Genomic DNA, 26,977 nt, shown 5'->3' with positions numbered 1-26,977 from the left:
AGGGAGTGCCAGCGATGACACGATGACACACCGATCTTTCGAATGGCTTTCAAAGCCGGCGGCACGATCACGGGCCGCTGCAGCTCAGCGCACGCCTGCGGGCTCGGGCGTTGCCGAGGCGGTCTCCTCAATGACCTCGCCCGCGTCTTCGCAAGGCGTTCCCATGCTGGTATCGGGCGCCTGCCCCACGGCTTGCGCCGGATGCGGCACGGTGGGCAGGATATGGCTGCGGCGCCAGTTGCCGAAGCGGTAGTAGCCGGCCGCCAGCACCACAGACACCACCGAGCCCAGCGGGAAGCTCCACCAGATCGCCTCGGCGCCGATGCGCGGGCCCAGCACCCACGCGAACGGCAGCCGGATCACCCACATCGACAGGAACAGGATCACCAGCGGCGCCATCACCGCGCCGGTTGCGCGCACCGTGCCGAAGATGACGATGGTGAAGCCAAACAGGATGAACGACCACAGCACCACCACGTTGATATGCTGCGCGATGCCGATGGCCACGCCGTCAGTGCCCAGGAACAGCCCCAGCGAATGCCGGTTGAACAGATAGATCAGCGCGACCAGCGCACCGGTCATCACCACATTGATCAGCAGCCCCACGCGCGTGATGCGCGACACCCGCTGCCACAGTCCGGCGCCGACGTTCTGCGCCACCATCGACGATACGCTCGCGCCTACCGCCAGCGCGGGCATCTGCACATAGGTCCACAACTGCGAGGCCACGCCGTAGGCGGCGGTGGTCTGCGAGCCATAGGCATTGACCAGCGCCATCATCACGATCGCCGACGACGAGATCACCACCATCTGCAGGCCCATCGGCAAGCCCTTGACCACCAGCGCCCGCAGGATCGCCGGATCGGGCCGCAGCAGTGCCAACTGGGCGCGGTGCAGCAGCAGGAAATGGCGGCGCCGGTACAGCAGCACCATCATCGCCGCCAGGCTCACCAGCTGCGCGATCAGCGTGGCCAGCGCCGAGCCCGCGATGCCCAGCGCCGGGATCGGGCCCATGCCGAAGATCAGCACCGGATTGAGCGCCACGTCCAGCACCACGGACAACAGCATGAACCAGAACGGCGTGCGCGAATCGCCCGCGCCGCGCAGCGTCATCATCACGAAGTTGTAGAAGTACATGAACGGCAGCGCCAGGAAGATGATGCGCAGGTAGCTCACGGCCAGCGGCGCGGCGTCTTCCGGCGTGTGCATCGCCGCCAGGATCGCCGGCGTATAGAAATAGCCCAGCGCCGAGGCCAGCACCGACAGCCCGACAAAGAAGGTGGTGCTGGTGCCGACCACGCGGCGCGCCTCGTCCAGGTCGCGCGCACCCACGGCCTGGCCGATCATGATGGTGTTGGCCATGCTGATGCCGAACACCACGCCCAGCAGGAAGAACAGGATGATGTTGGCGTTGGAGGTTGCCGTCAGCGCGGCCTCTCCCAGGAAGCGGCCGACCCAGACCGAATTGATCGAGGCGTTCAGCGACTGCAGGATGTTGCTGCCGAGCACCGGCAGCGAGAACAGCAGCAGGGTGCGGCCGATCGGGCCGGTGGTCAGTCTGGCGTCTGGCTTCATGAGGCGTCGCGCATGGGGAAATCCGCCCAGTCTATTCCTGCCCGGAGGCGGCTACAAGGACACATGGCCGGCACGGCACCGCGCTTTTTACCTGAATGAGTTATTCCCCTCCGGTTGCGGCCCCCCGCATACTCGGCGCGGGACCACTGCGTCCCAGGCCGGCTGCCGGAAGCAATGCCCGGCATGCGCGTGCGCCCTTCAGTCGCAGTCAAAACGAGGAGGTGGGGTCATGTTTGTCGGTTTCCAGCCTGTTTCCGGCGCCCTGGTGCCGTTTGCCTATGACTGGCCGATGGTGGGCCTGTCGTTCCTGATCTCTGTCTGCGGCGCCTACGTGGGCCTGCGCTGGTCGCGGCGCGTGCGCATGCCCGACGGCCGCCTGGACGTGGACCGGCTGTTGTGCGCCAGCGTGGCGCTGGGCGGCGGCGCGGTCTGGTCGATGCACTTCATCGGCATGGTGGCCTACCAGACCCCCACGCACCGCGAGTTCGGGCTGTTCATGACGCTGGCTTCGCTGGTGGTCGTGATGGTGCTGGCCGGTGCCGGGCTGGCGATCGCCTCGCGCCCGCGCGGCAGCCGTACCGACAACGTGGTCAAGGGCGGCGTGCTGACCGGGCTGGGCGTGGTGGCGATGCACTACACCGGCATGGCGGCGATCCGCTCCAACACCCGCTTCGACTGGGACCTGGCCATCATCGGGCTGTCGGTGGTGATCGCGGTGGTGGTGTCGGTGGTGGCGCTGTGGCTGGCCACCACGGTGAAGACCCGCGGCAAGCAGCTGGCAGCGGCCGTGGTCATGGGCGTTGCCGTCTGCGGCATGCACTACACCGGCATGTCGGCGGGCACCATGATCTGCACCAGCCCGACCTACGCGCCCAGCCTGTTCGCCATCGAAGGCGACAGCATCGACTATGCGGTGTTCGGCCTGACGCTGATCACGCTGCTCGTGATCCTGGTGGTGGAAGCCACCCGCACCGGGGCTGAAATCGTGCCGGTGGCGCGCACGCGCGATACCGCCTGAACCAGCCGCGGGGGACATTCCCGCACATTCCTCCTGGGAACGCACCCGGCGCGCTGCATGAACGCGGCCACCGGGTTAAGCTTGCGTTTTCACCGCCCACCAGGAGAACACGCATGTACCAGGATCTCGCCCTCTATATCGACGGGGAATTCATCAAGGGAGGCGACCGGCGCGAGCAGGATGTCATCAACCCGGCCACGCAGGAAGTGCTGGGCAAGCTGCCGCATGCCAGCCGCGCCGACCTGGACCGCGCGCTGGCCGCCGCGCAGCGCGCGTTTGAAACCTGGAAGAAGACCTCGCCGCTGGAGCGCGCCAAGATCCTGCGCCGCGTGGGCGAGCTCACCCGCGAGCGCGCCAGGGAGATCGGCCGCAATATCACGCTGGACCAGGGCAAGCCGCTGGCCGAGGCCGTCGGCGAAGTGATGGTCTGTGCCGAGCACGCCGACTGGCACGCCGAGGAATGCCGCCGCATCTATGGCCGCGTGATCCCGCCGCGCCAGCCCAATGTGCGCCAGATCGTGGTGCGCGAGCCGATCGGCGTGTGCGCCGCCTTCACGCCGTGGAACTTCCCGTTCAACCAGGCCATCCGCAAGATCGTGTCGGCGCTGGGCGCCGGCTGCACGCTGATCCTGAAAGGGCCGGAAGACTCGCCCAGCGCGGTGGTGGCGCTGGCGCAGCTGTTCCATGATGCCGGCCTGCCCCCGGGCGTGCTCAACATCGTCTGGGGCGTGCCCGGCGAGATCTCGACCTACCTGATCGAATCGCCGATCGTGCGCAAGATTTCGTTCACCGGCTCGGTGCCGGTGGGCAAGCAGCTGGCGGCGCTGGCCGGAGCGCATATGAAGCGCGTGACCATGGAGCTGGGCGGCCATTCGCCGGTGCTGGTGTTCGATGACGCCGACATCGACCCCGCCGCCGAGATGCTGGCGCGCTTCAAGCTGCGCAATGCCGGCCAGGTATGCGTGTCGCCGACGCGCTTCTACGTCCAGGAGAAGGCCTATGACCGCTTCCTGGCGCGCTTTACCGAGGTGATCGGCTCGATCAAGGTGGGCAACGGCCTGGAAGACGGCACCCAGATGGGGCCGCTGGCGCATGAGCGCCGCGTGCTGTCGATGGAGCAGTTCCTGGACGATGCCAGCCAGCGCGGCGGCAAGGTGGTGGCAGGCGGCTCGCGCCTGGGCGGCAAAGGCTACTTCTTCGCGCCCACCGTGGTTACCGACCTGCCCGACGACTCGCGCCTGATGACCGACGAGCCGTTCGGCCCGGTGGCGCCGGTGACGCGCTTCAAGGACACGGCCGAGGTGCTGCGCCGCGCCAACAGCCTGCCCTTCGGCCTGGCCTCGTATGTGTTCACCAACTCGCTGAAGACCGCGACCAAAGTGTCCAACGGCCTGGAAGCCGGCATGGTCAACATCAACCACTTCGGCATGGCGCTGGCCGAGACCCCGTTCGGGGGCATCAAGGATTCTGGCATCGGCAGCGAAGGCGGCCAGGAAACCTTCGACGGCTACCTGGTGACCAAGTTCATCACCCAGGCCTGAGCGGCCGGGCGCGGCGCAAGGCGGCTTGCCGCCGGCTCCCTCCCCGGGGCCGGCGGCGCCTCCCCGTCAGCGGAAGAAGATGCCGCGCGTCAGGAACGTATGATTCGCTTCTTCCGCCATCAGCCAGACCAGCACCAGCAGGCACAGCGGCGGTACCAGGATGGCGCAGATCAGCGCCATGCGCTCCCATGCCATGTGCATGAACACTGCCACGATCAGCCCCGCCTTCAGCCCCATGAACACCAGGATCAGCGTCCAGCGCAGGTAGCCGGTGACATGGAAATAGTCGACCAGGTAGGACAGCGTCGACAGCACGAACAGCAGCAGCCAGATCTTCAGGTACAGCCCGATGGGATGCTGCTGGCCGGAGTGCGCGGCATGCCCGGCATCGTGGCCGGAGCCATGCCCTGGCGTCACCGGGGTTGCGGGAGTTGCCGGATTCGATGCCATGGCCGTCACCAGAGATAGAACAACGCAAAGATAAACACCCAGACCAGGTCGACGAAGTGCCAGTACAGGCCCGCGATCTCCACGATCTGGTAGTTGCCGGTGGCCTCGTAGCGCCCGCGCAGCACGCGCGTGGCCACGATCAGCAGGTACACCACGCCGCACGACACATGCAGGCCGTGGAAGCCCGTGATCATGAAGAAGGTAGAGCCGAACTGCGCCGCCCCCATCGGGTTGGTCCACGGGCGCACGCCCTCGTCCACGATCAGCTTGGTCCATTCGAAGGCCTGCATGCCGACGAACATCACGCCAAACAGCGCGGTGACGAACATCAGGATGGCGCACTCGCGGCGCGCGCGCCGGTAGGCAAAATTGACCGCCATCGCCATGGTGCCGCTGCTGGTGATCAGCACGAAGGTCATGATGGCGATCAGCAGCAACGGGATGTCGGCGCCCCCCACGTGCAGCGCGAACACCTCGCTGGGATTGGGCCACGGCACCGTGGTCGACATGCGCACGGTCATGTAGCCGGTCAGGAAGCAACTGAAGACGAAGGTGTCGGACAGCAGGAAGATCCACATCATCGCCTTGCCCCACGACACCTTGAAGGCCTGCTGGTCCGACGACCAGTCGGCCAGCAGGCCGCGCACGCCGCCCACCTGGGGCGCAGGCGCCACGCCGGGTGTGCCCGATGGTGAAGACAGTTGCGTTGACATGCCGGTCCTCCTTGCTGCCGCCGCCGCTAGGCCGTGCCGCAGATATAGCGCACCAGTTCGGGCGTGAGCCACCCCAGCGCCGCCAGCAGCACCACCCATACCGCCAGCAGGAAATGCCAGTAGCGCGCGCACAGCCGCATGCGCAGCACCGCGGCCTCGCCGCTGCCGCGTGCCGACATGGCAACGCCCCAGCCGGCCAGGCCGCCCAGCACGTGCAGGCCGTGCATCGCGGTCAGCAGGTAGAAGAAGCTGCCGGCCGGATTGCCGGCAGGCATCACCTGCATCGCACCCAGTGCCTGCCAGGCCCACAGCTGCGAGGCGACGAAGCCGGCCGCGCCCAGACCGCCCAGGCGCAGCGCCTGCCTGGCCACGGCCATCTCGCCCCGGCCCGCGGCGCGCGACGCCACCGCCATCGCCACGCTGCCGGCTCCCAGCAGCGCGGTGGACAGCCACACCTGCCAGGGCAGCCCGATGCGGTGCCAGTCCGGGCTGTCCATGCGCAGCGCATAGGCGGTCAGGAACAGCGCAAACAGCGAGGTCACCACGCCCATGAACACCCACAGGCCGATGCTTGCGGGGGCGCGCCCTTGCGGCCGGTGGTTGGCGGCATTCTCGTCGGACGGATTGCCGCCGAAATCGTCGCGGCTGACCTTGTACAGGGCTTCGGCGTTCATGCTACGGCTCCGCGGCTGGCATGCGGTTCAGGCTCGGCCCCGCCCTCTTCCGGCGGCGCGTTCTGCGCGATAAAGTCCTCGCGCGCGCCCGGCACGCTGTAGGCATAGGCCCAGCGGTACACCACCGGCAGATGCGGCCCCCAGTTGCCGTGCGCGGGCGGCGTCTGCGGCGTCTGCCATTCCAGCGAGGCCGCGCGCCACGGGTTGGCGTCGGCCTTGCGGCCATGCCACAGGCTCCACACCAGGTTGAAGACAAAGAGCAGCTGCGCCGTGGCGACGATGAAGGCGGCCACCGAGATGTACATGTTCATCACATGCGCCGACTCCGGGATAAAGGCGTAGTTCTCGTAGGCGTAGTAGCGGCGCGGCATGCCCAGCACGCCCAGGTAGTGCATCGGGAAGAAGATGGCATAGGTGCCGACGAAGGTGACCCAGAAATGGATCCGGCCCATGTTGTCGTCCAGCATCCGGCCCGTTACCTTCGGGTACCAGTGGTAGAGGCCGCCGAACACCACGAGGATCGGCGACACGCCCATCACCATATGGAAGTGCGCCACCACGAAGTAGGTGTTGGACAGCGGGATATCCACGCTGACATTGCCCAGGAACAGCCCGGTCAGCCCGCCGATGACGAAGGTGCTGATGAAGGCGATGGCGAACAGCATCGGCACGGTGAAATGGATATCGCCGCGCCATAGCGTGATGACCCAGTTGTAGACCTTGATCGCGGTGGGGATGGCGATGATCAGCGTGGTGGTGGCAAAGAAGAAGCCGAAGTACGGGTTCATGCCGCTGACGAACATGTGGTGGGCCCACACCACCACCGACAGCACCCCGATCGCCAGGATCGCCCACACCATGGTGCGGTAGCCGAAGATGCTCTTGCGCGAATGCACGCTGACCAGGTCCGAGACGATGCCGAAGGCCGGCAGCGCGACGATATACACCTCGGGGTGGCCGAAGAACCAGAACAGGTGCTGGAACAGCAGCGGGCTGCCGCCCTTGTACTGCAGCTGCTGCCCCATCGACACCATCGCCGGCATGAAGAAGCTGGTGCCGAGGGTCTTGTCCAGCAGCATCATCACCGCCGACACGAACAGCGCCGGGAACGCCAGCAGCGCCAGGATGGTGGCCATGAAGATGCCCCACACCGACAGCGGCATGCGCAGCAGCGTCATCCCTTCCGTGCGCGCCTGCAGCACGGTGGTGACGTAGTTGAGGCCGCCCATGGTGGCCGCGACGATAAAGATCGCCAGCGACACCAGCATCAGGATGATGCCCCAGTCATGGCCTGGGGTGCCGGGCAGGATGGCCTGCGGCGGATACAGCGTCCAGCCCGCGCCGGTGGGCCCGCCGGGCACGAAGAAGCTGGCCAGCAGCACGATCACCGACAGCAGGTAGACCCAGAAGCTGAGCATGTTGAGGAAGGGGAACACCATGTCGCGCGCCCCCACCATCAGCGGGATCAGGTAGTTGCCGAAGCCGCCCAGGAACAATGCGGTCAGCAGGTAGATCACCATGATCATGCCGTGCATGGTGACGAACTGGTAGTAACGGTTGGCGTCGATGAACTCGAAGCGCCCCGGGAAGCCGAGCTGCATGCGCATCAGGTTGGACAGCGCCACGCCCACCAGCCCCACCACGATCGCCACGATGGTGTACTGCACGGCGATCACCTTGTGGTCCTGGCTCCAGACATAGCGGGTCCAGAAGCTCTGCGGCGCGTGATGGGCGGCATCGTCGGCGTAAGCCATGCGGGTCTCCTCACTTCCTGGCGGGCGCGGGTGCCGCCGAGGGCGGCACGGCCACGGCCGTCGAAGTCGTATAGGTGCCGGACGCGGCCCCGGGCGTGGCAGCGGGCGCGCCAGAGCCAGCGGTTGCCGTGGTGGCGGCGCTGGTCGCGGCAGCCGGGCCGGCGGGCACGTCCGTGGGCGCAACCGGCGCAACCGTGCCCGCCTCGGCCGCCCCGCTGCCGGCCGACTTGATATAGGCGGTCAGCGCCGCGACCTCATCCTCGCTCATCGGCAACTTCGGCATCACCGGCCCGAAGCCTTTGATCAGCCGCGCATTGGGGTCGGTAATCTCCTTGTGCAGGAAGGCATCGTCCACCTTGGCGCTGCTGCCGTCGGCAAAGGTCTCGGTCTTGCCGTACAGGCCCTTCCAGGTCGGCCCCACGCCCGGATTGCCGTCGATGCTGTGGCAGCCGACGCAGCCCTTGCTCTGCGCCAGCGCGCGGCCCTTCTCGACGGTGCCGGCGTCGCCAGCGGCGCCGGGTGCCGCAGCAGCCATTGCCGCCGGCGGTGCCGCGGCCTTGGCCAGCGTCATGGCAAAGGTCTGCTGCTTGGCCAGCCATGCCTCATACGCAGCCGGTTCTTCCACCACCACCGTGCCGCGCATGTTGTAGTGCCCCACGCCGCACAGCTGCGCGCACAGGATATCGAAGCGCCCCGCCTGCGTCGGCGTGAACCAGAACGACGTCACCATGCCCGGCACCATGTTCATGCGCGCGCGGAACGGCGGCACGTAGAAGTCATGCAGCACGTCTTTGGAGCGCAACAGCACCTTGACCGGCTGGTTCAGCGGCAGGTGCACCTCCGGGCCGACGATGACGATATTGTCCAGGCCGCGCGGATCGTCGGGGTCCAGCCCGAGCGGATTCGCGCCGGTGACAAAGCGCGGATCGGACGCACCCAGCTGGCCGCTCTTGCCTGGAAAGCGGAAGGCCCAGGACCACTGCTGCCCCACCACTTCCATCACCATCGCTTCGCGCGGCGGACGCACGTAGTCGGCGTAGACGAACAGGCCCGGCGCCAGCAGCAGCACCACGCCCAGCGTGGTGCCGCCGATCAGCCACAGCTCGAGCTTGCCGTTCTCCGGGTGGTAGGACGCGCGGTGGCCGGTGCCGCCATTGGGATGCGGCGCGTCATGCCGGAAGCGCCAGACGATGTAGCCGACAAACAGGTTGATGCCGATGAAGAAAATGCCGGTGATGACCAGGGTAATGGTCAGCGTGTCGTCCATCTGCTGCCAGTTGGACGCCAGCGGGGTCGCCCACCACGGGCTCAGGAAATGGAAGAGCACCGAAGCGACGACCATGACTACGAGTGCGATGGCCAACGCCATATCCACCCTCCTCCTCGCGCGCGGCGAGGGATGCGCAAGTCACGCAGGTAGACATAAGACTAGTGCATGCCGTCAGGTCACTGCAAGGCGACATGCCAATGCATTGGTGTCGCACTGCACAAGCGCGCAGCGCGAGAAAAAGCGGCGGCAGGAACCCTTGGTTCCGGCCGCCGCAGGCCTTGCGCACGTACCCCAAGGGCTGGCGTGCGCAACGCAACCGGGGCGCTCGCCGCGCCCTGCCCCGAAGCGATGTCAGTGCGATACGTCCTTGCTCTCCAGCTTCCAGTAGCATGCCGCCGCGGCCATCCCGAAAATCAGGTGCCCGATGAAGGTATGCCACCCACGCACCTCGACAAACCAGTGGAAGGCCCGCGTCATCACATAGAAATTGAAGAAGTACACCACCAGGCCAAACACGGCGCCCGCCAGCATTGCCATGCCCAGGCTGGAATCCAGCGTGAATGGCGCGATGATGGCCGCCAGGATCATGCCCAGCACGGCGCCCAGCACGAAATGGATCACCAGCGCCGCGGCCACCGTGCCGACGGTGAACGTTGCGCTCTGCAGCACGTCCTGGCCCATCAGGATCCCGGCGATCATGCGCGTGGCGATCCACGGGTTCACGCCCGACACCATCGACGACCAGAACAGCTCCAGCACCAGCAGCAACGCCCCGGCCGCCAGCCCCGAGACCGCTGCCGCGGTCCAGTCCGGCTGCCGCCGCACGTAGTGGTGCGATTGCATGTGAAGTTCCATAGCCACCTCCGTCTCTCTCGGTCCGCGGGGCATTGGACTTGAATGGGAACGGGGCCCCGCGTCTCTGATCAGCATAGGACACGTGTTTCGCGCTTCGGGGTTCGCATGGCGAAAAACGTGGGGCATGCGTACGCAGCGCAACGCCTGAACGGCCCTATGTGCGCGCATCGATACCTGGGTGGCATCCGCATCGCCCGGGTTCGGGACAATCCCGATGCAAGCAGCCGTGCATCGGGCACACACTGCCTATACTGGAATCACAAAAGAGAGAGACAGGAGACCACCATGCACTTCAACGCGCATGATCTTGTATTCCTGATTCCGATGGCGCTGGTAGGCGTGATCGCCATGGGTTCGATCCCGGTGACCGCCAAATACCTGCGCATCAGTTGCCGGACCATGGGCGCCCTGATCGGCGCACTGGTTGCGGTGTTGGTGCTGGAGGCATTACCGCTGCTGATCTGACCCCCAGAGGCCGGACAGACGGTTTTTGGGGAGGAGGGCCGTTATGTCGATCGGCCTGCTCGCTGCCGTCATGGCGGCGCTGTTGTTCATTACCGTCTTGCGGGCCATCTGGCGCTGCAGCCATCCATACCGGATGCGCTACCGGCGCTGCGCTGCACAACGGCAACGCGCGGGGCTGTGCCGGCAAACGTTGCGACGGCACGGCTAGGCGCAACAAACCTCCTCCTGCACCATTGCCCGGTACGCGAACCGGGCAGTAGTCCGTCACGCCGTCGGCGCGCGCAACGCCGCCAGCGGCGCGTTCACTGACTCTCCCAGCCGCTCCATCAGCGAATAGCGCGCCACGTAGTGCCGGAAGTGATCGAGGAACGCCGCCTCGGCCGGCGTCTGGCGCCGCTCCGGATTCCACAGCAGGTACATGTCGATATCGGCCACGCCCTCTTCGGGCGGCAGGCGCCACAGCCGTTGCTGGGCGACATCGTCGGCCACGATGTGTTCCGGCAGGCAGCCAATGCCATAGCCGGCGAACACCAGCCGCCGGATTTCATCGAGGCTGGGCGAGGTCGCGACGATGCGGCCCGAAAAACCGTGCTGGTCGCGGAATACGGCCAATGGCGCCAGCACGTCGCCAAGCTGGTCGCTGCTGAACGACACGAAGTTCTCGGCCAGCAGGTCGGCAATGGCCAGCCCGGTGCGTCCGAACAGCCGGTGATGACGCCCGCAGAAGATGGCGTAGCGCTGGCGCAGGAACAGCATGTGCTCAAGCCCGTCGCCCGACTGCCGGCCCGGCTGCCGGTACAGGCTCAGGCCCACGCCGCCAGCCTTCTGCGCGAGCGCGTCCGCAATCTCGGTGCTGCGCATCACGTCAACCTGCAGCGTGACGCGCGGATGCTGCCGATGGAACGCGGCCAGGCATTCGTCATAGACGCCGGAATGGATCCGGCTCACAGTCAGCAGCCGCAGCAGGCCGCTGACTTCATCCTGCTGCTCCGCCAGTTCCGCCCCCAGCCGCGCCACGCTGCCATAGACGTCGGTGGCGATGCGCAACACCTCTTCGCCGGCCCGGGTCAGGCGGAAATTGCTGCCGCGCCGCTCGATCAGGGTGTGTCCCAGATGCTCTTCGAGCCGGCGCAAGGCCAGGCTCACCGCCGGCTGGGTGATATGCAGCCGCACCGCGGCGCGGCTCAGGCTGCGTTCGTGGACGATGGTCAGGAAGGTGCGCAGCAGGTTCCAGTCGAGCCGGTCGGTCAGCAGGGCCCGGTCCAGGGCAGAACGCTCCATCACGCCACCATATAAATTCAGGTTATATGAAAAATAAATATTAGAAATTTGACTGATGTTTGTCAACGGGCGATAACTCCTCCCACAGCTGCCCCTGATGCAGCGGCACAAACATAGTGAGGAGCCAGTCCATGCAAGTGTCCCCTTCCGGCACGCGCCAGCCCGTGCGCGCCGCCACCGCCGCCTTTGTCGGCACCATGATCGAGTGGTACGACTTCTACATCTACGCCACCGCGGCCGCGCTGGTGTTCGGCCCGTTGTTCTTTCCCGGCGGCGATCCCTTCCTGAGCACGCTGGCGTCATTCGGCACCTTCGCGGTCGGCTTCTTTGCCCGTCCGCTCGGCGGCATCGTGTTCGGCCACTGGGGCGACCGCATCGGCCGCAAGAAAGCGCTGATGACCACGCTCATGATGATGGGCGTGGCCACCATCGGCATCGGCCTGCTGCCGACCTACGCCACCGCGGGCGCCATCGCGCCGGTGCTGCTGGTGCTGCTGCGCGTGGTGCAGGGCATCGCCGTGGGCGGCGAATGGGGCGGCGCGGTGCTGATGGCGGGCGAGCATGCCCCCAAGGGCCGCCGCACCTTCTTCGCCTCGTTCGCGCAGCTCGGCAGCCCGGCCGGCCTGATCCTGTCGCTGCTGGCTTTCCGCGCGGTGACGTCGATGGAGCACGACGTGTTCATGGACTGGGGCTGGCGCCTGCCATTCCTGGCCAGCGCGGCGCTGCTGCTGGTGGGCGTGGCGATCCGGCTGGGTGTGAATGAATCGCCCGAGTTCGCGCAGGTGCAGGCGCAGCGCAAGACTGCCAGGCTGCCGCTTGCCGAAGTCTGGCGCACGGCCCGCGTGCCGGTGCTGCTGTGCATCGGCGCCAATACCATCGGCATTGCGGGGGTGTACTTCACCAACACCTTCATGATTGCCTACACCACGCAATACCTGTCGCTGCCCAGGACGCTGATCCTCGACTGCCTGTTCGCCGTCGCCATCATCCAGTTCCTGGCGCAGCCGCTGGCCGCCTGGCTGGCAGAGAAGCTTGGCGGCGCGCGCTTCCTCAAGCTGGCCGCGCTGCTGGCCATGGCTTCACCCTATCCGATGTTCCTGCTGGTGCAGACGCGCCAGGCGCCGGCCATCGTGCTCGGCATCGCGCTGGCGGTGGTGTGCATGGCGAGCTTCTATTCGGTGATCGCGGGCTTTGTCAGCGGTGTCTTCGAAACGCGCGTGCGCTACTCGGCGATCTCGTTGTCCTACCAGGTCTGCGGCGCGGTGGCGGGCGGGCTGACACCGCTGGTGGGGACCATCCTAGCTCAGCGCTTCCAGGGCCAATGGTGGCCGCTGGCGGTGTTCTACACCTTGCTGGCCGGCGTGTCGCTGCTGTGCATCGCCGGCATCGATGCACGCCAGCGCCAGCAACCACAACCCGCCGCGCAAGCCGCGCAGGCCTGACGGCTTTCCACAGAGAATGCAAACCCCATGCTGACGTTTTTCCATCCCGAGCAATTGCTGCACCATCCGCAGAGCTACTACTCGCGCGGCAGGATGCGCTCGCCGCAGGAGCTGCCCGCGCGGGCGCAGCGGCTGGTGCAGGCGGCAGAGGCGCTTGGCTTCGCGCTCCACGCCCCCGCCGACCACGGCCTCGCGCCGCTTGCCGCGGTGCACGACCAGCCTTACCTGCGGTTCCTGCAGGACGCCCATGCCAGCTGGCGCGAGCTGCCGCAGGACTGGGGCGACGAGGTCATGTCCAATATCTTCGTGCGCGAGCCCAACGCCCTGCGCGGCGTGCTGGCGCAGGCCGCGCGCTATCTCGCCGACGGCAGCTGCCCGGTGGGCCTGAACACCTGGCGCTCGGCCTACTGGTCGGCGCAGAGCGCGGTGGCCGGGGCCCGCGCGCTGCTGGACGGCGAACGCCGCGCCTATGCCTTGTGCCGGCCGCCGGGCCATCATGCCCGGCGCGACGCGGCGGGCGGCTTCTGCTACCTGAACAATGCCGCGATCGCCGCCCAGGCCCTGCGCGCGCGCTTTGGCCGCGTGGCCATCCTCGATACCGACATGCATCACGGCCAGGGCATCCAGGAGATCTTCTACGACCGGGCCGATGTGCTCTACGTGTCGATCCACGGCGACCCGACCAATTTCTATCCGGTGGTGGCGGGCTTCGACGATGAGCACGGCCGCGGCGCAGGCGCCGGCCACAACATCAACCTGCCGATGCCGCACCGTTCGCCCGAGTCCGTCTTCTTCGACAAGCTGGACACGGCACGCGGCGCCATCGAACGCTTCCAGGCAGACGCGCTGGTGCTGTCGCTCGGCTTCGACATCTACCGCGAGGATCCGCAGTCGCTGGTGGACGTGTCCACCGCAGGCTTCGGCCGCCTCGGCCGCGCCGTTGCCGCACTGGGCCTGCCCACGCTGATCGTGCAGGAAGGCGGGTATCACCTCGATTCGCTCGCCGCCAATGCAACGGCCTTCTTCGGCGGCATCCAACAGTCAGGGACGGGCACATGAACGCAATCACGATCAATGGCGAACGCCTGTGGCAAGCGCTGATGGACCTGGCGCGGATCGGCGCCACGCCCAGGGGCGGCAATGCGCGCCTGGCCCTGACCGCGCTGGACGGGCAGGCGCGCGACCTCGTCACCGGCTGGATGCGCGACGCCGGCCTGGCGGTGCGCATTGACCGCGTGGGCAATATCTTCGGGCGCCGCGCGGGCCGCAACGACGCGCTTGCCCCGGTCATGACCGGCAGCCATATCGACACCCAGCCCACCGGCGGCAAGTTCGACGGATGCTATGGCGTGATGGCCGGGCTGGAAGTCATGCGCACGCTCAACCAGCACGGCGTGGCCACCGAGGCGCCGCTGGAACTGGCGATCTGGACCAATGAGGAAGGCGCGCGCTTCGTGCCGGTGATGATGGGATCGGGCGTGTTCGCCGGCGTTTTCCCCGAAGCCACCGCTTTGACGGCAACCGACAACGCCGGCAAGTCCGTTGCCGGCGAACTCGCGGCGATCGGCTATGCGGGCACCGCGCCGGTCGGCCACAAGGTTGGCGCGTACTTCGAGGCGCATATCGAGCAAGGCCCGATCCTCGAGGCCGAGGACAAGGTCATCGGCGTGGTGACGGGGTCGCTTGGCCTGCGCTGGTATGACGTCACGGTGACGGGCATGGAGGCGCATGCCGGCCCCACCCCCATGCCGCTGCGCCGGGACGCCCTGCATGGCGCGTCGTTCCTGTTCCAGGAAGTGACGAAGATCGCGAACGACTTTGCGCCCCATGGCCGGGGGACGGTCGGGGTGGTCAATGTCCACCCGTCTTCACGCAACGTCATCCCGGGGCGGGTGCAATTCAGCGTCGACCTTCGCCATCTCGATGGCGGCCAGCTTGACCGGATGGAAGCAAGGCTGCGCGCTGCGTGCGCGGCACTGGCCAGCGGCAGCACCACAGGTGCCGCGCTGGCGGTGGAAGTCGAAGCGATCCAGCGCTTCGAGCCGACGCCTTTCGCGCCCGAGCTTGTGGCGCATGTCCGGCAGGCGGCCGCGGCGCGTGGCTACATGCATTGCGACATCGTTACCGGCGCGGGCCACGACGCGGTCTACCTGGCCAGGGTGGCGCCGACGGCAATGATCTTCGTGCCGTGCAAGGACGGCATCAGCCATAACGAGATCGAGGACGCCAGGCCCGAGCATCTCGAGGCGGGCGCCAATGTGCTGCTTGCTGCCATGCTGGCGCAAGCCCAGGGCTGAGCCAGCAAGGGTCTGCCAGCCAGGGAAGTGCCTGCGGCGTTACAGCTCGATCATTGCGAATTCGGCCTTGCCGACGTCGCATTCCGGGCATCGCCAGTCGTCGGGGATGTCTTCCCAGCGCGTGCCGGGGGCGATGCCGTCTTCCGGCCAGCCCTGTTCTTCGTCGTAGACCCAGCCGCAGATCACACACACCCAGGTCTTGTAGGCGACGGCGGCTTCCATTTGATCCTGCTGCAAAACATACTCCTGAATCGGCTATGGAACGGATTGTCCGGGCCGAATCATACCGGTTTTCCGGGTAGGGCCTGTGGCGGCGCCGCACGGTGCGGCGCCGCCACCCGCGCTAGCCGCGGATGGAAAAGTCCACGCGGTTGGGCGCACCCTTGTCCTTGATGCCGTCGGCGCTGAGCTTGGGCGCGGTCAGGAACAGGCGGCTTTCCGGCACCTTGCCCTCGCGTTCGAGCGACTGCTTGACCACCAGTGCGCGTTGCTCGGCCAGGCGCTTCAGGTCGGCCTCGGTGACCGTGGTGTTGGCCATCAGCAGCTTTTCCATTTCCTCGGGCGGCAGGGATTTGGTGAAGCCGACGAAATTGCGCGGCTTCTTCATGGAAGTGCGCTTGTAGACCTGCTCCAGGTACTTCGGGTATTCCTGTTTCGAGACCTTGATCTCGGCGCCCTGCTCGCCGGCTTCGTCGTTGCCGGCCTCGCCGCCTGCCTGTGCGCTGTCGCGCTGGTCGCGCCGCTTCTGCTCGGCCACGCGCGCATCCAGCCACGCGCGGCGCGCGCCGGCCTCGTCGGTGGCCGGGTCGATGCGGCCGCTGATCTCCAGCCGCAGCGACGGCCTGTCATTGAGCGCCTGGCCCAGCTTGGTGATCTTGTCCTTGGCCGCCGGCGTCAGCGCCGCGGTGCCGGGCGCGAACTCGACATAGCCCAGCTCCTCGCCCCCGCCGCCGCCAAAGGCCGAGGCGATCAGCGAGAACGGCGACGTGATCGCCTTGGTCAGCAGGTTGACGATCACGCGCACGATCACGCCGCCGATGCTGAACTCCGGATCCGACAACGAGCCCGACACCGGCAGGTTCACGTCGATCACACCGTTGCGGTCCTTCAGCAGCGACACCGCCAGCAGCACCGGCAGCTTGGTCGCATCCGGGCTGTCGACGCGCTCGCCGAAGGTGAGCTGGTCCAGGAACAGGTGGTTGCTCGCATCGAGCTTGCCGTTCTCGATCTTGTAGGCCACGTCCACCGTCAGCTTGCCCTTGGTGATCGGGTAGCCGGCGTACTTGGCCGCATACGGCGTGAGCCGCGTCAGTTCCACGCCCGAGGCCTTGGCGGAAATGTCCAGGAACAGCTGCTCACCCAGCGGATTGAGCTTGCCGCTGATATTGACCGGCGCATCGTCGTCGATGCGGCCATCCAGCACCAGGTCGGCCGGGGTGGGGTCGCCCGACGACACCTTGGACACCTTGCCCTTCATGCCGGTCAGGTTGGCGGTGTAGTTGGGCTTGACGAAGAAGTCCGAGAAATTGATGTTGCCCTTCTCGACCGAGACCCCGCCGATGCGCACCTGCGGCTTGGGCCCGCCCGGCTTCTGCTCGACCTGGGCCGTGCGCGTAGCGCCGGCCTGCACCGGCGGCGTTGCCGGCGCCGATGCCGGGTTGGCCTGTGTCAGGCTGGTGGATGGCGCCGCCTCGCCCTTCTCGGCGCCGCCGGCCATCACGTCCTGCAGGTTCAGGCGGCCGTTGGCGTTCAGGATCACGCGGGCATAGAAGTCAGACAGCGCGACATTGCCCAGGCTCACGCGCATCGGGCCCTTGCTCTCGTCCATGGCAAAGTCGATGCCCGACACCGCCAGCGAACGCCAGCGCAGGAAGTCTTCGCCGCTGACGCGGTCCACCGTGCGCACGTTGCCGGTTTGCACATTGCCGCTGAACTGCGCGGCGATGGGCTTGCCGGTTGGCGCATCGACATTGAGCTTGCCCTTTGCCGTCAGCGTGCCGGTGCGCAGGGCGGCGTTGAAGCGGTCAGCCAGGTAGGGCTGCAGCGGCCTCACCTCCACCTCGCGCAGGTCCAGCTGCAGCCGGCTGGCAGGGACGGTCGGCAACACCGTGCCATCGAGGCCGATCACGCCGCGGCGACCGGATTCGGCATGCAGCTTGAGCGGCACCGCCGCCGGCGTCAGCGGCCAGGCGACGGCGCCGGTGCTCAGCGCGATATTGCGGAACTCGTGGATCACCGGGCGGCCGCGGTTGGCCCCGGCCGGCTGGTAGTCAGCCAGGCGGGCGCTGCCGCCTTCCACCGTGACCTTGCCGATGTCTGCCTTCCAGCCTCCACCCGCTGGCTTGCCGTTGGTGGCCGGTGCGGCGGCCGCTCCATTCCGGCGCGGCGTGGCGCGCGCCTGCTGCGCCGACTCGGTGGCCCACAGCCGCGCCATCTCGATCAGCTCGCCGCGATGGTCGCGCGTGGCAGCGATCTGCGGACTGGCCAGGGTGACCTGGCTGGTGGCGAAGGTCTGTTTGGCCAGGTCGAACTGGATATCTTCCAGCACCAGCTTTTCAGCCTGCAGCAGCGGCAGGTTGGCGCCCTCGCGGTCGGCGGCGCGCTCACGCGCGCGGCGTGCGCTGCGCGGGGCGGCATTGTCGTTGCCGGCGGGTCTTGCGCTGGCATCGGCATCGCGTGCGGCGGCCGGAACCGGCATCGTCACCGGATCGCGCGTGGCCACGTAGAGCGGCGCCAGTTCCAGTCGCGATTTTTCCAGCACGAACTGGAACTGCGGCGTGCCCCACGACATGCGGTAGTTCAGCTCGGCATTGACCGCGGTCGTGCCGAACTGGCTGCGCAGCTCGCGCGGCCACCATGCGGCAAACCCCTGCGGCCGCAGGCCGGTGGTTTCCAGCGTGCCGGCCAGCGTGCCGTCGCGCAGCAGCAGGTCGCCTGCATGCTGCAGGGTCTGGCCGTCGGCCACGGTCAGCGTGGCCTCGATCCTGGCCGGCTTGTCGCCGTCGGTGCCGGCAAAACCCTTGACCTCGGCATCGAGCGGGCCGAGTGCAAGCTTGCCCGGGCCCGATGGCGCCAGCGCGTCCTCAAACCCCAGCCTGGCCTGCTTCACGACGATGCGGTCGATCGCATAGCGCCACGGCACGTCCTTGGTTGCCGTGGCCGGCGCCGCCGCGGGCGTTGCCGGGGCGCCTGACGCCGCGACCGGCGCGGATGCTGGTGCCGCCGGTGCCGGTGCCGGCGCCACGCCATCGGTGGACTTGCTGACGGCCTTCGGCAGGAACGCGGTGGCCAGGTTCAGCGAGCCATCCGCGCGCCGCGCGGCTTCCACGCCGAGCCCTTCGATCTCCACGCTGCGCAACTGCGCGCGGTGGGCCAGCGGCTCGAGCCTGCCGATATCCACCGCCAGGCGGCCGCTCTTGACCAGCGGCTGGCCGGCGCGCGTGACGACCTCGGCATCGCGCAGCGCGGCCGTGCCCATCACCAGCATCTCCTGCGTGTCCTTCTGCTGGCGGAAGGCCACGGTCAGGCGCGTATCGAGCTTGCCGGACTTGACCTCGGCATCGCGCAGCGGCGGCGCGAACGCCATCAGCCGCGCGACCTCCAGGCCGTCAAGGTTGACGTTGAGCCGGGTCTGGCGCGAATCGGCAAACGGCAGCACCTCGCCGTCCAGCGCCAGCGGCGTGCCGTTGACCTGCGCGCTCAGCGTGGGCCGCGTCACGATCTCGACGTCATGCGGCAGGTTCGACAGGAACGGCAGGGTCAGCGTCAGGTTGTCGACGCGCAGGCTGGAACCGAGCTGCTTGTCGTCATAGCTGAAGCTGCTGCCGGTGACCGCGATGTTGTTGACCGAAAAGCGCGCCGGCTTGGCATCGGCCGGCTTGGGCGGCAGGGCCGCGAACTTGTCCTGGACATCGGCAAAGCTCATGCGGCCGTCGGCGCCGCGCAGCACGTGCACGGCCAGCCGGTCGACATGCAGGTTGTCCACCACCGGCGCCAGATGCCAGACCGAGGCCAGCGAAGTATTGGCCTCGGCCTCGCCCAGCGTCAGCGCGGGGGTCTTGCCGTCGCGCTCATAGACAGTGAGGTCAGTCAGCGTGGCCGCCAGCTCGAACGGGCGCACGTGGGCCTTGCCCAGCGTGACCTTGCGCCCCAGCGCCTCGGTCGCGTTCTTTTCAATCAGGTATTTGAGCAGCGGCGGGCCGCCAAAATACCCCGCCAGCCCGAACACCGCGAGCGCCGCGACCACGCCGCCGGCGACGCGAGTCGCCAGCCGGCCGCGTGGCGTGGCAGCCACTGCCTGGATGGATTGCTTGAAAGCCATGTCGTTCCAGAAGATCTGACCCCGCATTCCGGCGCTGCACGATGGTTTGTGCCCCGGATTTCACATTTTTCGACATTATGGCAACGGTTTAGGACAAAGCAAAGAAATCAGAATTGACCCCTCAACGCTGCATGAGCCGATCTGGTATCTTTACGTCCTTTGCGAAGCGTTTTGTCGCAAGCCTGCGGCTTACCCGCCACATCGTGCCTGCCTCCCCCTGCGCTGTACCCTCCGGCCACACCCATCACGTATTCCGTGCTGCGCGCTTCGCATGCGATCTCTTCCATGCGAGTCCATTCATGTCTACCACCAGCAGTACCGCCGCAGGCGTCGGCGCGCCGCGAGCCAGCGCGCGCCCGCTGACCGGCCAGGATTACAAGACCCTAGCCCTTGCCGCGCTTGGCGGCGCCCTTGAGTTCTACGACTTCATCATCTTCGTCTTTTTCGCGACCGTCATCGGGCAGCTGTTCTTCCCGCCGTCGGTGCCGGACTGGCTGCGCCAGTTGCAGACCTTCGGCATTTTCGCGGCCGGCTACCTGGCCCGGCCGCTGGGCGGCATCATCATGGCGCACTTCGGCGACCTGCTCGGCCGCAAGAAGATGTTCACGCTGTCGATCCTGCTGATGTCGGTGCCCACGCTGCTGATGGGCCTGATGCCCACCTACCAGTCGATCGGCCTGGCCGCGCCGGTGCTGCTGCTGGTGCTGCGCATCCTGCAAGGCGCCGCCGTGGGCGGCGAAGTGCCCGGCGCCTGGGTGTTCGTATCGGAGCACGTGCCGGCGCGCCATGTCGGCTATGCCTGCGGCACGCTGACCGCGGGGCTGACTGCCGGCATCCTGCTGGGTTCGCTGGTCGCCACCGGCATCAACAGCGTCTTCACCCCGGCCGAGCTGGCCGACCACGGCTGGCGCGTGCCGTTCCTGATCGGCGGCGTGTTCGGCATCGCCTCCATGTACCTGCGGCGCTGGCTGCATGAGACGCCGGTCTTCGCCGAACTGCAGAAGCGCAAGGCGCTGGCCGCGGAAATGCCGCTGAAGTCGGTGGTGCGCAACCACCGCGGCAGCGTCGCGGTGTCGATGCTGCTGACCTGGATGCTGTCGGCCGGCATCGTGGTGGTGATCCTGATGACGCCCACCTTCCTGCAGAAACTGTACGGCTTTGACGCGCGCACGGCATTGGTCGCCAACAGCGTCGCCACGCTGTGCCTGACAGTCGGCTGCGTCGTCTCCGGCGCGCTGGCCGACCGCATCGGCGCGCGCCGCACGCTGTTCTTCGGCGGCCTGCTGCTGGCCATCTGCGCCTACGCGTTCTACACCACGATCTTCACCCGCCCCGACCTGCTGCTGCCGCTCTATGCGCTGACCGGCTTCCTGGTCGGCACCATCGGCGCGGTGCCGTTCGTGCTGGTCAATGCGTTCCCGGCGCAGGTGCGCTTCTCGGGCCTGTCATTCTCGTACAACGTGTCGTATGCGATCTTCGGCGGGCTGACGCCGATGGCCGTCACGCTGATGCTGAAGCAGGATCCGCTGGCGCCGGCCCACTATGTGGTCGCGCTGTGCGTGCTGGGCATGGTGACTGCGCTGTTCGTCAAGAACCGCTCGCGCGGCTGACGCTGCTGCTGCAAAGAAGAAGGGAGGGCAGGCGCCCTCCCTTTTTTCATGCGCGCTTCATGCGCATTGGTGCTGCCGGATTTCAACGCCGGTGCTGGCTGAAGAACTGCCACATCATCGTGCTGGCATCCGGGCCGATATCGCTGTGGTAGCCATAGCTGGCATCGCCGCCGCTCCAGGCGTGGCCCAGGCCCTCCACTTCCACCAGCGTCACCAGGTCGCGGCGCCAGCGGCCGAAGCGGTATTCATGGGACCGGCCCGACGCTTCGTCCTCCGGGTCGGACTGCGCGGGCGTACCGGCGAGCCGGTCTTCCAAGCCATTGTAAGCCAGGAACTGCCGCGCCAGCAGACGGCCATTGACCGGATGCACGGCATCGTCGGCCAGGCCGTGGATCACCAGCGCGGGCATCTCGGGACCGCCCGGCGTCACGCCGGCGGCATCCAGCAGCCATGACGGATCGGCGGCCGAGCCTTGCTGCATGGCCCGCAGGCCGGCGCGCGGGTTGTCGGCCGCGCCGATGACCACGCCGGAATGCAGGGCCGCGGCCGCCACCTTGCCCGGGTAGCGCAGCGCCACCACCGCGGCCATGGCCGCGCCGGCGGACATACCGGCCAGGTAGATCTCGCGCTCGCGCACGTCGTGGCGCGCAGCCAGCGTGTCGATCAGCGCGGCCACCGCCTGCGCCTCGCGTCCGCCCTCGGTGGCGCCCAGGTCGAACCACTGCCAGCAGCGCTGCACCTGGCGCCGCAAGGGCTGTTGCGGGTAGGCCACGATAAATCCCTCGCGCTCTGCCAACGCATTCATGCGGGTGCCGGCCGACAGGTCATCCGGCGTCTGGCGGCAGCCATGCAGCACCACCACCACCGGCAACGGGCCGCGATGGGCCTTGGACGGTATGTAGAGGTGATAAGAGAGTTGCGGCACCAGTTCGCCCGGCAGCGGCGCCAGGCGCAGCCTGTGCGCCTGCCAGGTACCGGGCAGGGAACCCGGCGCGGGTGCCGGCCGGGCTGGCCGGACTTTGCCCGGCGGGCCATCAGGCCGAGCAGGCGTGTGCGGATTAAGCGAATCCATGCGGCCCAGCCAGGACTTCACCTGGGCTTCCGTGCGGGCTTGCGCACGGCTCAGTCGCCGGATCTGCGCGTGCCAGTCAGCGGCAAAGCTTTTGGTCATGAGGACTCCTGATCGTGTGACGCGATCTCCTCCTATGCCTTTATTGTTGCGTTGCAGCATATCACAATCAGCATTACGCCCGCCGCCGTGCTTCCGCCCTTATGGCACAAACGCAACGAGCCTTGCCCCCGCAATGCGAAATTTTTAAATTAGCAATACGAAAGAATGCAGATCGCAGCGAGATGGCTTGCGTTGCCGGCGTTTTATACTTGGCCATCGCCACCGGGAGGACAATGACACCATGCCGGACAGCGGCGCCCCAGCCTGCCTGCTCTGCCTCTTTCGCCACGTTTGCCACAACGCCCGGGCGCAAGCGCCCCTGTCGCACGCGCCGATGGCGCTGCTGCCGGAGCCGGTAGAGGTACGCACGGGCGAGCATGTGTTTCGCCAGGGCCGCCCTGCGCTGACGGTCTACCCCCTGCGCCATGGCAGCGCCAAGCAGGTCTATGAATCGCCGCTGGGCTGGCGGCAGGTAACGGGGTTTTCTCTGCCCGGCGATGTGCTGGGGCTTGAGCCGCACGAAGGCCCGGTCCACGGAACCGGCGCAATCGCGCTGCAGGATGCGGTGGTCTGCGCGGTATCGGTCGAATCCCTGCGCACGCTCATGCAGGCCGCCCCATTCCGTGAAACGGTGCTGGAAGCGATGCGCCGCAACGCCGAGCGCGAACGCGTACTGCTGGTGGCGGTGGGATCGATGAAGGCGGCGCAGCGCCTGGCCATGCTGCTGCTCGACCTGGCCGGCGAGCAGGCGCGCCGCGACGGCAACCGCGACGGCGCGCTAACGCTGGCCATGTCGCGCACGGACATCGCCAGCCTGCTGGGGTTGACCCTGGAAACGGTGTCGCGGCTGCTGTCGCGCTTTGCCTCGGTCGGGCTGATCTCGGTGCGCCAGCGGCACCTGCGCATCATCGACCGCGACGGGCTGGCCGCGGTCTATGCCGATCTGGATCCGGTCCCGCGCCCGGCGGCGGCCAGATCAGAAGCCTACGGCGGGGAGTTCGGCGAACCCCGGCTGGCCTAGGCGGCTGGCCGGGGCTCAGGGGCCAATGGCTCAGCGGTCCGCCACGCGCTGCCAGCCGGCAGGCGAAAAACTGCGGATGGTCCTGGCGCGCGATGCCGTGCCGGGCCCGAGGTCGCGCTCATAGAACACACGGTCGCTGCCGAGCATGAAGGTATGCACGCCGGTATCGCCATAGCGGGCCGGCCAGGCAATCAGCCCGTACTTGGCGTCGCTGCCCTTGGCCGGCGGCAGGATCCGGTAGTGGTAGCCGTAGAAAGCGTCTGCGGCGGGCGTGTCCGGGCCCATTGCCAGCGCATCGGGGCCGATCGGGCTGGCGTCCTGCTCGCTGGCCGCGGGCCAGTACAGGCCGTTGGTCTTGCCCGGCGCGCTGATCAACCGGGTTGCGTAGCGCCCCTGCCCCACCTGCTCCGCGTAGCGCTGCTGGGCATCGGCCAACTGCAGCAGCGTTTCCATCGTCACCAATTCATTGCGCCCGAGCCGGCGGCGGCGCACTTCCTGCTGGCCGGCACGCAGGTCGAACTGCCAGCCGTCCTTCTGCTTTGCCAGCGGCACGGGGAAGGTCCATCCGCTCTGCCCGACCGCGATCAGCGCGCGGCGCTCGCCATCGGGCTGCACGGCATGGTGGCGCGCCCAGGCGCCAAGGAATTCGTAGACGTCGTCCCGGTCGATGGAGCCCTCCGGCACCAGCGACTGGTATTGCTTGCCCAGCACGCGCTGCAGTGCGCCGCCGTCGCTGCGCGCGATGGCATCGCCCAGCGCCTCGGCGGCCGCGTCAGGGCTCGGGAACACCTGCTGAGCCATCGCCGGCAGGCCCAGGGACAGGGCCGCGGCCACCACCAGCGTGCGCAGCGCGCGCGCTCCGGCTGCGGCAGAGAAGGGATTAGCGGTCATGTGCATCATGATTTACCTCCGACCATGGCCGAAATGTTCGCCGCCGCCGGGCCGGCCTCCACCGCCGCCGCCCAGCCCACCGCCCTGGCGCGCGCCGCCGTTCTGGTGAAACCCGGCCTGGCGCGCATGCGGCGCTTCCCGCTGCGGCGTCGCCGCGCGCTGGGTCTGCTGGCGCACGCGGTCGCCGTTGCCGGCATCGCGCAGCGCGCTGTCCCGGTTGGCATTGCGGGCACGGTCGCGGGCCTGGGCCTGGTCTGCGCGCTGGCGCTCGGCACCGGCAGGCCGCGGATTCTGCACGCCAGCGCCGGCGGCACCGGGCCGCGAGCGCTCTGCCGCCCCGCCCGCATGGCCGGGGATGGATTGTCCGGTACGGCCCTCGAACGACTGCGCGGCACGCTCACGCGCCTGGTCGCGCTGGGACGGCTGGCGCTGCACCCCGCCGCCGGCCCCCACGCGCTGGCCGGCTTGCGCACCCTGCTGGCGGCTGGCGAGGCCAGACTGGCGCTGCTGGTCATAGCGACCGCGCACCGCCGCATTGTTGTAGGGCACGTTGCCGCGGTTGGCGGGGTTGTGCTGCCAGTTCACGTTGGCACGATTGACGTCCAGGCGCTGGTTGACGTTGATATTGTTGTAGCGGTTCACATTGATGTTGACGTCATGGTCATGCCAGTCGAACCCGCCCCACATCGCATCGACCGCCGCCACGCCAAGCCCGAAGCCGATGCCCGTTACCAGTGCCGTGGCAAACACGGAGCCCGGCGGCGGCGGGTAGTAGGCCGGCGGATACGCGGGGTACGCCCAGGTGCCGTAGACCGTGGTCGGGTTGTAGGCCGGCACGTAGACCACCTGCGGGTTGGCCGGCTCGATCTGCACGATCGTGGTGCCGCCGGTGGTCTGCGTCACGACCTTCTGCTGCTCGGTCGTCTTCAGCGTGCCGGCTTTCTGCGCCTGCACCCGCAGCCGCTGCACCGAATCCATCACGTCGTTGGGCTGGGCCAGGAACGCGTCGCCGACCGACTGCACCCACTGCGGCTGGCGGCCCATCATGTCGAGCACGGATGGAAACGCGGCCAGCGACTGCACGCTGGGGTCCCAGGCCTGGCTGGCGACCGCCTTGGTCGCGGCATCGCCAGACAGGCTGGGATTGGCCTTGGACCATTGCGCCGCAGCCGCGACGTCGGCCGGATAGGTGGCCGCCATCAGCACCTGCGACAGCAGCGCATCGGGATACAGGGCAATCGGCGCGGTCAGCTGGTCAAGCTGGGCGTTGCTCAGCTTGGATTGCGCCATTGCTGGCCCGAGCGGCGCCATCAGCATCAGTGCCAGGCACCATGCGAAGAGGTGTTTGAAACGGTGCATGTCGGCTCTCCACAAATCGCAGGTGACGGCCTGCTGCCGGGGGGCGCCTCAGCGGCGCTGCTGCGTGCATTCCTGGCGATACGCGTCTTCCAGGCGCTTGCGGTCTGCCTGGCGTTCCAGTGTCGGATACGTGCGTCCGTCGGCAGTGGTTACCGACGACTTGCCGGTGGACCACTGCGGCCCGCCGGGCAGCGCGTTGATCTGGTCCAGCAATGACTGGCAGTGCTGCCGTTGCGACGCGGAGACCTTGCCATCAGGTCCCTCCACCACGGCCGTGGCTTCGTCCAGCATCCGTGGTGGCGGCGGGGCCACCATCGGCGTGCCGGCGGCCGCGGCCGCCGATGCATTACTGGCCGCCCACGCCGGGGCAACCACCATGGCGGCGCATGCCAGCACGCCCGCCTTGATCAGAAACTTCGTCAAACCAATACTCCAGAACCCTCCGCGGTACGTGGTACCGACACCGCGGCGCATTGCAAGAACCGTCCGCCGCTAGCGATCCTTGCCAGTGCCATTGCGGCGGCCGGTACGGTTGCGCATCAGCTCAAGCTTGAGCAGCGCATCCGCAAGCATACTCTTCAGCCGGGCGTTCTCTTCCTGCAGCTCGCGCAACTTGCGGCCGTCACGTGCATCACCCTGGTTGGGCTGGCCGTAACGGGCACGCCATCCGTAGAACGAAGCATCGCTGAAACCATAGCGCGCGCACAGCTCACGCACCGGCACGCCGCTGGCAGCCTCGGCCAGGTAGCTGCGGATCTGCTCTTCCGAATACCGTCTGTTCACGAATCTCTCCGCATCACAACGGCGGGCCACAAGCGGCGCCAGCCGCGCCGCCAACCGTGCCGACTCTGGCGCTACGTTAGCCCACGGCCGCGCCAAAAGGCAATTCAGTGTCTTCGCTGCGCGAGTTAAGAAAATTATCTCTGCGCAAGCTGCCGCCGGCGCTGGCGCGCATTGCCAAATTTCGTTAAGCCAATTTGGAATCCAGTTAGACCATTAGCACTGCGCATCGCGGAAACGGAGATGCCAGGCCCCGATAACACATCGGCATGACGGCCTTCTGCATGGCAGTGGTCGTGCATGAATCTCCCTGCAGCCCCGATTTCAAGCCATGTATTGATGTACAGACAAAGAGGTGCTAAACAAAATTAGAAGACTGCCATCAATTCAAGTTTCTATGACTTTCGCTGAGCATGTATTAAGATTCCTCGGCACAACTAAATTTCGCACGCCTTCGCGCGGCGCCCTGGCGGCGCCGGCAGAAGAGCG

Annotated in this window: 24 protein-coding genes; 9 read left to right on the top strand and 15 right to left on the bottom strand. The window is 67.4% G+C overall.

The annotated features are described in order from the left end of the window. Positions 1–84: 84 nt before the first annotated feature. The gene (locus tag CF68_RS25305) at positions 85–1,575 is read right to left on the bottom strand and encodes an MATE family efflux transporter (RefSeq protein ID WP_035824198.1); all 1,491 of its coding nucleotides are present in this window, start codon (positions 1,573–1,575) and stop codon (positions 85–87) included. A 229-nt stretch (positions 1,576–1,804) separates the two neighbouring features. Between CF68_RS25305 and CF68_RS25300 the strand changes: the two genes are divergently transcribed. Together CF68_RS25300 and CF68_RS25295 are read left to right on the top strand one after the other, a co-directional pair. Beyond that, on the top strand, positions 1,805–2,593 hold the full coding sequence (locus tag CF68_RS25300; protein ID WP_035824196.1) for an MHYT domain-containing protein: 789 nt from the start codon (positions 1,805–1,807) through the stop codon (positions 2,591–2,593). Between the two features lie 113 nt (positions 2,594–2,706). Beyond that, complete coding sequence (locus CF68_RS25295; RefSeq protein WP_035824194.1) at positions 2,707–4,134, top strand: NAD-dependent succinate-semialdehyde dehydrogenase; 1,428 nt, start codon at positions 2,707–2,709, stop codon at positions 4,132–4,134. 66 nt (positions 4,135–4,200) lie between these two features. On the opposite strand, the gene CF68_RS25290 is transcribed toward CF68_RS25295, so the two are convergent. The 6 genes from CF68_RS25290 to CF68_RS25265 all read right to left on the bottom strand — a co-directional run bounded on the left by CF68_RS25290 (position 4,201) and on the right by CF68_RS25265 (position 9,850). Then, complete coding sequence (locus tag CF68_RS25290) at positions 4,201–4,584, bottom strand: cytochrome C oxidase subunit IV family protein (RefSeq protein ID WP_035824192.1); 384 nt, start codon at positions 4,582–4,584, stop codon at positions 4,201–4,203. A 5-nt stretch (positions 4,585–4,589) separates the two neighbouring features. Continuing rightward, complete coding sequence (locus tag CF68_RS25285) at positions 4,590–5,297, bottom strand: heme-copper oxidase subunit III family protein (RefSeq protein WP_035824190.1); 708 nt, start codon at positions 5,295–5,297, stop codon at positions 4,590–4,592. 26 nt (positions 5,298–5,323) lie between these two features. Next, entirely contained in the window at positions 5,324–5,971 is a 648-nt protein-coding gene (locus CF68_RS25280) for a bb3-type cytochrome oxidase subunit III (RefSeq protein ID WP_035824187.1), read from the bottom strand. Then, complete coding sequence (ctaD, locus tag CF68_RS25275) at positions 5,968–7,725, bottom strand: cytochrome c oxidase subunit I (RefSeq protein WP_035824185.1); 1,758 nt, start codon at positions 7,723–7,725, stop codon at positions 5,968–5,970. Before ctaD ends, CF68_RS25280 begins: the two co-directional genes overlap by 4 nt. A gap of 10 nt (positions 7,726–7,735) precedes the next feature. Continuing rightward, positions 7,736–9,094, bottom strand: a complete 1,359-nt coding sequence (locus tag CF68_RS25270) for a cytochrome c oxidase subunit II (RefSeq protein ID WP_035824183.1) — start codon at positions 9,092–9,094, stop codon at positions 7,736–7,738. Positions 9,095–9,346: 252 nt separating this feature from the next. Then, positions 9,347–9,850 carry a membrane protein gene (locus CF68_RS25265; RefSeq protein ID WP_035824181.1) on the bottom strand — a complete coding sequence of 168 codons (504 nt, stop codon included), beginning with the start codon at positions 9,848–9,850 and terminating at the stop codon, positions 9,347–9,349. Positions 9,851–10,135: 285 nt separating this feature from the next. Here CF68_RS25265 and CF68_RS25260 point away from each other — a divergent pair, with 285 nt between their 5' ends. Next, positions 10,136–10,315, top strand: a complete 180-nt coding sequence (locus tag CF68_RS25260) for a hypothetical protein (protein ID WP_035824179.1) — start codon at positions 10,136–10,138, stop codon at positions 10,313–10,315. 43 nt (positions 10,316–10,358) lie between these two features. Then, on the top strand, positions 10,359–10,523 hold the full coding sequence (locus CF68_RS37785) for a hypothetical protein (protein ID WP_200872590.1): 165 nt from the start codon (positions 10,359–10,361) through the stop codon (positions 10,521–10,523). A 56-nt stretch (positions 10,524–10,579) separates the two neighbouring features. Here CF68_RS37785 and CF68_RS25255 read toward each other — a convergent pair whose 3' ends face one another. Beyond that, entirely contained in the window at positions 10,580–11,596 is a 1,017-nt protein-coding gene (locus CF68_RS25255) for a LysR family transcriptional regulator (RefSeq protein ID WP_035824177.1), read from the bottom strand. A 131-nt stretch (positions 11,597–11,727) separates the two neighbouring features. Between CF68_RS25255 and CF68_RS25250 the strand changes: the two genes are divergently transcribed. Genes CF68_RS25250 through CF68_RS25240 form a run of 3 tightly spaced genes read left to right on the top strand, consistent with a single transcriptional unit; the run spans position 11,728 to position 15,335 of the window. Then, positions 11,728–13,038, top strand: a complete 1,311-nt coding sequence (locus tag CF68_RS25250) for an MFS transporter (RefSeq protein WP_035824175.1) — start codon at positions 11,728–11,730, stop codon at positions 13,036–13,038. Between the two features lie 27 nt (positions 13,039–13,065). Continuing rightward, positions 13,066–14,097: a histone deacetylase family protein gene (locus tag CF68_RS25245; protein ID WP_035824173.1), complete on the top strand. Its 1,032-nt coding sequence runs from the start codon at positions 13,066–13,068 to the stop codon at positions 14,095–14,097. Continuing rightward, entirely contained in the window at positions 14,094–15,335 is a 1,242-nt protein-coding gene (locus CF68_RS25240) for a Zn-dependent hydrolase (protein WP_035824171.1), read from the top strand. Before CF68_RS25245 ends, CF68_RS25240 begins: the two co-directional genes overlap by 4 nt. 39 nt (positions 15,336–15,374) lie before the next feature. On the opposite strand, the gene CF68_RS25235 is transcribed toward CF68_RS25240, so the two are convergent. Next, positions 15,375–15,557 carry a rubredoxin gene (locus CF68_RS25235; RefSeq protein WP_035824168.1) on the bottom strand — a complete coding sequence of 61 codons (183 nt, stop codon included), beginning with the start codon at positions 15,555–15,557 and terminating at the stop codon, positions 15,375–15,377. 121 nt (positions 15,558–15,678) lie between these two features. Further along, positions 15,679–19,683, bottom strand: a complete 4,005-nt coding sequence (locus tag CF68_RS25230) for a DUF748 domain-containing protein (RefSeq protein ID WP_035824166.1) — start codon at positions 19,681–19,683, stop codon at positions 15,679–15,681. A gap of 272 nt (positions 19,684–19,955) precedes the next feature. Between CF68_RS25230 and CF68_RS25225 the strand changes: the two genes are divergently transcribed. Beyond that, on the top strand, positions 19,956–21,266 hold the full coding sequence (locus CF68_RS25225; RefSeq protein ID WP_035824164.1) for an MFS transporter: 1,311 nt from the start codon (positions 19,956–19,958) through the stop codon (positions 21,264–21,266). An 82-nt stretch (positions 21,267–21,348) separates the two neighbouring features. Here the strand turns inward: CF68_RS25225 and CF68_RS25220 are convergent, their stop codons facing one another. Further along, positions 21,349–22,437: a PHB depolymerase family esterase gene (locus tag CF68_RS25220; protein ID WP_035824162.1), complete on the bottom strand. Its 1,089-nt coding sequence runs from the start codon at positions 22,435–22,437 to the stop codon at positions 21,349–21,351. Positions 22,438–22,678: 241 nt separating this feature from the next. On the opposite strand from CF68_RS25220, the gene CF68_RS25215 reads away from it, so the two are divergent. Then, positions 22,679–23,458, top strand: a complete 780-nt coding sequence (locus tag CF68_RS25215) for a Crp/Fnr family transcriptional regulator (RefSeq protein ID WP_035824159.1) — start codon at positions 22,679–22,681, stop codon at positions 23,456–23,458. Positions 23,459–23,488: 30 nt separating this feature from the next. Here the strand turns inward: CF68_RS25215 and CF68_RS25210 are convergent, their stop codons facing one another. The 4 genes from CF68_RS25210 to CF68_RS37525 all read right to left on the bottom strand — a co-directional run bounded on the left by CF68_RS25210 (position 23,489) and on the right by CF68_RS37525 (position 26,491). Beyond that, positions 23,489–24,358, bottom strand: coding sequence for a DUF2950 domain-containing protein (locus CF68_RS25210; RefSeq protein ID WP_051591679.1), 870 nt, complete (start codon positions 24,356–24,358; stop codon positions 23,489–23,491). A 3-nt stretch (positions 24,359–24,361) separates the two neighbouring features. Next, positions 24,362–25,708: a DUF3300 domain-containing protein gene (locus CF68_RS25205; protein WP_035824157.1), complete on the bottom strand. Its 1,347-nt coding sequence runs from the start codon at positions 25,706–25,708 to the stop codon at positions 24,362–24,364. Between the two features lie 48 nt (positions 25,709–25,756). After that, complete coding sequence (locus tag CF68_RS25200; protein ID WP_035824156.1) at positions 25,757–26,131, bottom strand: hypothetical protein; 375 nt, start codon at positions 26,129–26,131, stop codon at positions 25,757–25,759. A gap of 69 nt (positions 26,132–26,200) precedes the next feature. Beyond that, positions 26,201–26,491, bottom strand: coding sequence for a transposase (locus CF68_RS37525; protein WP_035824154.1), 291 nt, complete (start codon positions 26,489–26,491; stop codon positions 26,201–26,203). Between the last annotated feature and the right edge of the window lie 486 nt (positions 26,492–26,977).

This window comes from Cupriavidus sp. SK-4, assembly GCF_000611125.1.
In the GTDB taxonomy this organism is placed as follows: domain Bacteria; phylum Pseudomonadota; class Gammaproteobacteria; order Burkholderiales; family Burkholderiaceae; genus Cupriavidus; species Cupriavidus necator.
The sequence above is the reverse complement of the archived record's forward strand: the minus strand, read 5'-3'. Positions and strand labels throughout refer to the sequence as shown.

What these genes read in the sequence shown, in the direction of transcription:
- CF68_RS25250 (WP_035824175.1), top strand. Translation starts at nt 11,728, where the DNA reads ATGCAAGTGTCCCCTTCCGGCACGCGCCAGCCCGTGCGCGCCGCCACC.
- CF68_RS25225 (WP_035824164.1), top strand. Translation starts at nt 19,956, where the DNA reads ATGTCTACCACCAGCAGTACCGCCGCAGGCGTCGGCGCGCCGCGAGCC.
- CF68_RS25235 (WP_035824168.1), bottom strand. Translation starts at nt 15,557, where the DNA reads ATGGAAGCCGCCGTCGCCTACAAGACCTGGGTGTGTGTGATCTGCGGC.
- CF68_RS25280 (WP_035824187.1), bottom strand. Translation starts at nt 5,971, where the DNA reads ATGAACGCCGAAGCCCTGTACAAGGTCAGCCGCGACGATTTCGGCGGC.
- CF68_RS25285 (WP_035824190.1), bottom strand. Translation starts at nt 5,297, where the DNA reads ATGTCAACGCAACTGTCTTCACCATCGGGCACACCCGGCGTGGCGCCT.
- CF68_RS25270 (WP_035824183.1), bottom strand. Translation starts at nt 9,094, where the DNA reads ATGGCGTTGGCCATCGCACTCGTAGTCATGGTCGTCGCTTCGGTGCTC.
- CF68_RS25230 (WP_035824166.1), bottom strand. Translation starts at nt 19,683, where the DNA reads ATGCGGGGTCAGATCTTCTGGAACGACATGGCTTTCAAGCAATCCATC.
- CF68_RS25305 (WP_035824198.1), bottom strand. Translation starts at nt 1,575, where the DNA reads ATGAAGCCAGACGCCAGACTGACCACCGGCCCGATCGGCCGCACCCTG.
- ctaD (WP_035824185.1), bottom strand. Translation starts at nt 7,725, where the DNA reads ATGGCTTACGCCGACGATGCCGCCCATCACGCGCCGCAGAGCTTCTGG.
- CF68_RS25300 (WP_035824196.1), top strand. Translation starts at nt 1,805, where the DNA reads ATGTTTGTCGGTTTCCAGCCTGTTTCCGGCGCCCTGGTGCCGTTTGCC.
- CF68_RS25295 (WP_035824194.1), top strand. Translation starts at nt 2,707, where the DNA reads ATGTACCAGGATCTCGCCCTCTATATCGACGGGGAATTCATCAAGGGA.
- CF68_RS25255 (WP_035824177.1), bottom strand. Translation starts at nt 11,596, where the DNA reads ATGGAGCGTTCTGCCCTGGACCGGGCCCTGCTGACCGACCGGCTCGAC.
- CF68_RS25245 (WP_035824173.1), top strand. Translation starts at nt 13,066, where the DNA reads ATGCTGACGTTTTTCCATCCCGAGCAATTGCTGCACCATCCGCAGAGC.
- CF68_RS25260 (WP_035824179.1), top strand. Translation starts at nt 10,136, where the DNA reads ATGCACTTCAACGCGCATGATCTTGTATTCCTGATTCCGATGGCGCTG.
- CF68_RS37785 (WP_200872590.1), top strand. Translation starts at nt 10,359, where the DNA reads ATGTCGATCGGCCTGCTCGCTGCCGTCATGGCGGCGCTGTTGTTCATT.
- CF68_RS25220 (WP_035824162.1), bottom strand. Translation starts at nt 22,437, where the DNA reads ATGACCAAAAGCTTTGCCGCTGACTGGCACGCGCAGATCCGGCGACTG.
- CF68_RS25240 (WP_035824171.1), top strand. Translation starts at nt 14,094, where the DNA reads ATGAACGCAATCACGATCAATGGCGAACGCCTGTGGCAAGCGCTGATG.
- CF68_RS25205 (WP_035824157.1), bottom strand. Translation starts at nt 25,708, where the DNA reads ATGCACCGTTTCAAACACCTCTTCGCATGGTGCCTGGCACTGATGCTG.
- CF68_RS25265 (WP_035824181.1), bottom strand. Translation starts at nt 9,850, where the DNA reads ATGGAACTTCACATGCAATCGCACCACTACGTGCGGCGGCAGCCGGAC.
- CF68_RS25290 (WP_035824192.1), bottom strand. Translation starts at nt 4,584, where the DNA reads ATGGCATCGAATCCGGCAACTCCCGCAACCCCGGTGACGCCAGGGCAT.
- CF68_RS25215 (WP_035824159.1), top strand. Translation starts at nt 22,679, where the DNA reads ATGCCGGACAGCGGCGCCCCAGCCTGCCTGCTCTGCCTCTTTCGCCAC.
- CF68_RS25210 (WP_051591679.1), bottom strand. Translation starts at nt 24,358, where the DNA reads ATGATGCACATGACCGCTAATCCCTTCTCTGCCGCAGCCGGAGCGCGC.